At 69.6% G+C, this 5,617-nt stretch carries 5 protein-coding genes; 3 read left to right on the top strand and 2 right to left on the bottom strand.

What is annotated here, in order from left to right; all coding sequences use genetic code 11:
- Positions 1–273 precede the first annotated feature (273 nt).
- Positions 274–702, top strand: coding sequence for a hypothetical protein (locus VFR64_14950; protein ID HET9491038.1), 429 nt, complete (start codon positions 274–276; stop codon positions 700–702).
- An 85-nt stretch (positions 703–787) separates the two neighbouring features.
- On the top strand, positions 788–1,006 hold the full coding sequence (locus VFR64_14945) for a hypothetical protein (protein HET9491037.1): 219 nt from the start codon (positions 788–790) through the stop codon (positions 1,004–1,006).
- A 10-nt stretch (positions 1,007–1,016) separates the two neighbouring features.
- Here VFR64_14945 and treY read toward each other — a convergent pair whose 3' ends face one another.
- Both treY and VFR64_14935 read right to left on the bottom strand, forming a co-directional pair.
- Positions 1,017–4,199, bottom strand: a complete 3,183-nt coding sequence (gene treY, locus VFR64_14940) for a malto-oligosyltrehalose synthase (GenBank protein HET9491036.1) — start codon at positions 4,197–4,199, stop codon at positions 1,017–1,019.
- Between the two features lie 5 nt (positions 4,200–4,204).
- Positions 4,205–5,098 carry a mechanosensitive ion channel family protein gene (locus VFR64_14935; GenBank protein ID HET9491035.1) on the bottom strand — a complete coding sequence of 298 codons (894 nt, stop codon included), beginning with the start codon at positions 5,096–5,098 and terminating at the stop codon, positions 4,205–4,207.
- 264 nt (positions 5,099–5,362) lie between these two features.
- On the opposite strand from VFR64_14935, the gene VFR64_14930 reads away from it, so the two are divergent.
- Positions 5,363–5,617: NAD(P)-binding domain-containing protein (locus VFR64_14930; protein ID HET9491034.1), on the top strand; the 255-nt coding region annotated here is incomplete at its 3' end.

Raw genomic sequence — 5,617 nt, 5'->3', positions numbered from 1 at the left:
GGCTGAGATCGTGATGACCGTTTGCCAGTACGCTGCCATCGACCGCTGACCCGGACCCCGCGTCCGCACGCCCACCGCTTGCCCGCCGGCTCCCGGGCGATGGAGTTCTGACAATGCAGTTGTCGCTCCGGGGGCCGCCGCCCGGGTGCTCGACCGTGCGCCGGCGCGCCCGGCCCGAGAGCGCCCAGGCAACGTCCGGGGCATACCGATTGCACGGGCGGCGGGACATGCCGGCGCCGGGCCTGCCGAACACCCGCCGGCTGGAGGCACACCATGCAGTCGCACACCGACACAACGCCTGCGCAGCCAACCTCGCCGACTTCCAGCGTGCCCGACGCTCCCGAGCGGGCGCGGCAGATCCGCGCTCGCCTGCCGGGTCAGATCCTCTACGACCGCCTGCAGACGGCCCGGGCGCTCTATGGCGATCTCTTCACCATCGCCCAGCTCCAGAGCCGCATCGTCGAGACCCTGCCGCCTCGCTTCGGCTCGCGGCGCACCGCGGTGCTGGAGCCGATCGAGACCTATCGCGACCTCATCCCCGACCAGGCGCTGCTGAAGTACGACGACGCCGTGCGCAGCGGCCTGTTCGCCACGTTCCTGGTGGCGACGCCGGCCTATCGCGCGGAGCGCCAGGTCGACCCGTGGATCGTGGCGCAGGTGCGGGACGCCGACGTCTACGCCGTCATCGCTCAGTGGAGCTGAGCCCGCAAGCGCTCGGGGCCGCGGGCGCCCGCCAGGACGCCCGCGGCGCCGTCGCGACTCTGATCGCTGCTGGCACCCCGCTTGAATGTCCTCCCCCCGGGTGGCCCATGCCGGCCACCCGGGGGGAGGACCGAGTTGGCCGACCACCAAGCGCATCCCCGACACGATCAAGCGCTCGTCACCGAAGGCCAGGCGCACGTGGGCCAAGGCCGAGCTCTACCAGCGCGCCCAGGAGCTGCAGATCGAGGGCCGCTCCCGGATATCCAAGAAGGAGTTGGCCCGCGCCATCGCGCGCCGGCAGTAACCTCGTCCCGTCAGCCGCTGCTCACGCGCTCGAGCATCGCCACCGGGAACCTGGCGAACACAGCGGCCAGGGGCAGCGCCCGACGTCCTTCGCCCGTCTCGCCGATCTCCAGGAGCTCGCCGGAGAACAGGTTTCGGTAGGCCCGGCCCTGCCCGGCCGTCGGCAGGATCACGAGGTCCTCGCCCCACACGCCAGGGCCGAGCGGCGCGCCGTTCCCGCTCAGGCGCGCCAGGAACCGTGGGACGGCGACGACCACCTCGTGTTCGCCGTGGGCCCGGGCGAAGGCGCACACGTGATTCGTCCGGTCCCCGCGGACTTCCAGAGGAACGTGATCTCCCTGCAGGAAGAGCTGCGGGTGCTCCCGACGGCAGGCCAGCCCACGCTGGATGACGTGGAGCTTGATGCGTCCGTCCTGACGCCGCTCGACCAGCGTGTGCGAGAGCTCCGCGAGCGCCCCACCGGTCCCCTCGGCTCCGGTCCGCAGCTCGGCGAGCACGGCCTGACGCCGAGCAAAATCCACCGGGCGCCGATTGTCGGGGTCCACGAGGCTCAGCTCCCAGAGCTCCGAGCCCTGGTAGAGCTCGGGAACGCCTGGAGCAGCCAGCCGCAGGACGGTCTGGGAGAGCGAGTTGTAGATGCCGAGCTCGGCCACCCGGGCCTGGAAGGGGCGGAAGTCGTCGAGGAACTCGTTGGGCTGCGTGCGGTCGAGGAGCCTGGCGATGAAGTTGCGCACGGCCTCGTCGTACGCCGGATGCGGATTGATCCAGCTCACGTGGACCTTGGCCTCGCGAAGGGCCTTGTGCATGTAGCGCTGGATGCGGTCGACGAATGCGTCGTGCTCGTCGGTCACCCCGGCCGGCGGCCACGCGCCGAGCAGCGTCTGATACAGCAAGTACTCCTCGTTGTTGTCGGGCGCCGGCACACCGTCCACGCGCGTCTTCTTACCCCGGTTGAGCCGGTGCCAGGTCCGAACTCTCCGTCGCCACTCCTCGGGAATCTCCGAGAGCACGTTGATCCTGGCTCGCACGTCCTCGCCGCGTTTGGTGTCATGGGTCGAGAGCACGGAGAGGGCGGCCGGCCAGCGCGCAAGGCGCTCCAGGCAGCGCCGGTGGAACTCCGTGAGGCTGGTCCCGAACGCATCGGGATGGTTGCCCACCTCGTTGAGCGAGACGAGGCGGTGATAGCGATAGAAGGCCGTGTCCTCGATCCCCTTCGCGGTGACGGGCCCGGTCAGCTGCTGGAACCGCCCGACGAACTCGAGGATCTCCGCGCGTTCGGGCGCCGTCACGTCGTCGAGGCGCTCGAGGCACAGCAGGCCCCGGATGAACTCGAAGATCGAGGCACTCACCGAGGGATTGCGGCGCCGCGCTTCCGCCACCGCCGCCTCCACGTACCGACGGTCCCGCTCGGCCACCCCCGCGTCGGCGGTCGCGATGTAGGTCCGGTACACGGGGAAGCATGCGACGATCTCGCGCAGGGCCTCGGTGAGCATCCGATCGGTGAAATCCCGGGCCGATCGTCGGCGCTCGGAGATCCGGCCCAGGCGCTGGCCCAGCACGGCGATCTCGCTCGCCATGGTGGTCTCCATCACGAGGCGCTTGGACCGGTAGGCCACGTCGGCGAACTCGAGGCCGGCCCCGATGAATCGCACATACGTCGCCGTCAGCCCCCGCGCACCGGCCGGGTCCACGAAGAGCGCGTTCACCGCGCCGAGGAAGTCGTAGCCCGTGCTCCCGGCGACCGGCCAGCGCGCGGGCAGCCCCTCCTCCGGCATCAGAATCTTCTCCGTCACGATGTAGAAGGCCCGCGTGAGCCGGCCCGTCGGAACCGGCTTGCCGAGCATCGCCTGCACCACGCGGGCCAGCCGGCTCCGCCCGGAGTGACGCGTCGCCGACCAGCGTTGCAGGAGCCCGAGCCCGCCACGCCCGCCGCTCTCGCCGGCGTCGGCGGCGCGCGCGGCCTCGTGGTTCGCGGCGACCCGGCGGTCGAAGCCGCTCAGCACCTCCTGTGCCCACTCGGGCGGCTCCGGCGCCGCCCGCTCCTGCGTACGTCGCACATATCGGGCGCGTTCGAGGAAGCACCGCCGCTGGAGGTCGCGCAGGTACCGGGCCGGCGCAAAGAGCCCATCGGGATGGTCGATGCGCAGGCCCGTCACGGCGCCCTCGGCCACGAGGCGGAACACGAGCCGGTGGGCCGCCTCGAACACCGCCGGCTCCTCCATGCGGATGGCGGCCAGCTCGTTGATGTCGAAGAAGCGCCGGTAGTTGATCTCGTCACCGGCGGTCTGCCAGAAGGCGAGCCGGTACGCCTGGCGCGTCAGCAAGTCGTCCAGCCGGTCGAAGGTCCCCGCGTCGCCCTTGACTCCGTTGTAGGTGCGCACGTTGTCGGCCAGGAACCCCCGCACCTCCGCCGACTCGCGGCTCAGCTCCGCCAGGCGGCGCTTGACGACCTCCTTCTCGCGCTGGCGCTCCTCCAGACGTGCCGGATCCCGCTCCGTCTGCGGAGGCAGGTGCCCGAGCGCCGTGATGATGCTACGAAGCTCGAGGAGGTGCGGGTGGTCCGCCCCCAGCGCCTGCTGCAGCTCGTCCAGGCGCATTTCCAGAATGTCCACGTAGCTCCCGGGCGCCACCGGGAGCACGCTGTCGTAGTAGCGGACGCTGAAGGCGCCGTCCCGGAACTCCAGCTGGAGCTCCTGGTTCTCCAGGACACGACCATACTGATCCCCGAGCATCGGCAGCAGGACCTTGTCCTTCAGCTCGGGCTTGATCGGTTCCCACTCGATGTCGAAGAAGCGCGCGTACGCCGACGCTTGGCCGTTCTCCAGCACGTCCGTCCACCAGGCATTGCGGCTCCCGGCGATGCCCATGTGGTTCGGCACGACGTCCATGATCTGGCCCATGCCATGCCTCTGGAGGGTCTCGACCAGCGCGCGATACTCGGCCTCGCCGCCGAGCGCTGCGTTGATCTCGCCGTGGTCGGCCACGTCGTAGCCGTGCGATGCCGCTCCGCACGGCTGCAGGAACGGCGAGAAGTGGCAGTCGGAGATTCCCAGGGCCGCCAGGTACGGGACGATCGCGCGGACGTCGGCGAAGGTCATCTGCGGCGTGAGCTGGAGTCGGTAGGTCGCCGTCGGGACGCGGGTGAAGGCCTCCGGGTCCCGCTCGAATCGCTGAAAGACCTGGTCCGGGGTCATATCGCCTATCGGCCGCCGGTGGCCGCGGCGGGCGCGCTGCGCACCATGACCTCGAGCGGTGCGCTCGCCGTGCCCGTGTAGAGGGAGCGGTGCGGGAACGGGATCTCGATGCCGCGCGCGTCGAACGCCTTCTTGAGGCGCCGTCGGTATTCGCGCCCCACGTTCCACTGCTGCAGTGGCACCGTCTTGAGGCGCGCCTTGATGGTGACCTCGGATTCTTTGAAGTCGTCGACCCCGAAGACCTCGATCGGCTCGAGGATCGACGCGCCGAAGCGCGGGTCCTTCCGGAGCTCCTGCGCCACCTCCGTCATCACCGCGACGACCTGATCCGTGTCCTCCTTGTAGGCGACCCCGACGTCGATGACGTAACCCGACCAGTCCATCGTCATGTTGGCGAGCGTCGTGATCGTTCCGTTGGGGAAGACGTGCACCACGCCGGCGAGGTCGCGCAGCACGATCGTCCGGAACGTGATGGCCTCGACGAGGCCTCCGGTGCCGTTCACGATCGCGACGTCGCCGACCCGGACCTGATTCTCCAGGACGAGGAAGAAGCCGTTGATCACGTCACGGACGAGATTCTGGGCGCCGAATCCGACGGCCAGGCCCACGATCCCGGCCCCGGCCAGGATCGGCGTCACATCCAGCCCGATCTGATCGAGGCAGATGACCACGACCACTGCCGACACGACGACGAGACTGAGCGTGAGCAGGAGTCCGGTCAGTGTCGTCACGCGCTGGCGGGTCGCGCCGGGGACGACCTCCGTCCGCTCACCCGCCTGGATCAAGATGTCCTCGAGCCGGCGCACGGTGGTGCGGATGAAGCGCACCGCCGCGTACCCGGCCACCAGGGCCAGCACGATACGGAGTCCGGACTGGGCGACGGCGGTCCCGATGCTCACGGCTAGTGCGGCTACATCCTGCCTCCACAGTTCGTTCATGAGGCCTCCTTCATCCAAGGATCTTGCTGAGCCGTCGATACCGCTCCTCGATGGCGGTAGGCCGGAACCACAGGGCGAAGAGCCGGACTTTCACGGCCAGAGCCTTATAGCCGACGGCCTTGCGGGACGCAACGTGCGGCGCCCGTCGATGTCGCCGCACATCATGGTGCGGCCAGCGCCTGGTAGACTGCCAGGTGCCAGGTGTAACTTGAGGAGCCTCGCGTCATGACCACACCACCTGCTCATATCGGCATTATCGGCCTCGCCGTCATGGGCCGGAATCTGGCGCTGAACTTCGCCGATCATGGCTTCCGTGTCGCCGTCCACAATCGCACACCGTCCGTGACCGACGAGTTCCTCGCCGCTCACCGGGACACGCCCGGCGGCCTGGTCGGCTGTCGCACGCTGGACGAGCTCGTCCGCGCCCTCGAGCGGCCCCGCAAGATCGCGGTGCTGGTCAAGAGCGGGCCGCCGGTCGAC

It is taken from the genome of Candidatus Methylomirabilota bacterium, from assembly GCA_035709005.1.
GTDB lineage: Bacteria > Methylomirabilota > Methylomirabilia > Rokubacteriales > CSP1-6 > 40CM-4-69-5.
Note: the sequence above shows the minus strand (reverse complement) of the source record. Positions and strands in the feature narration are given on the sequence as shown.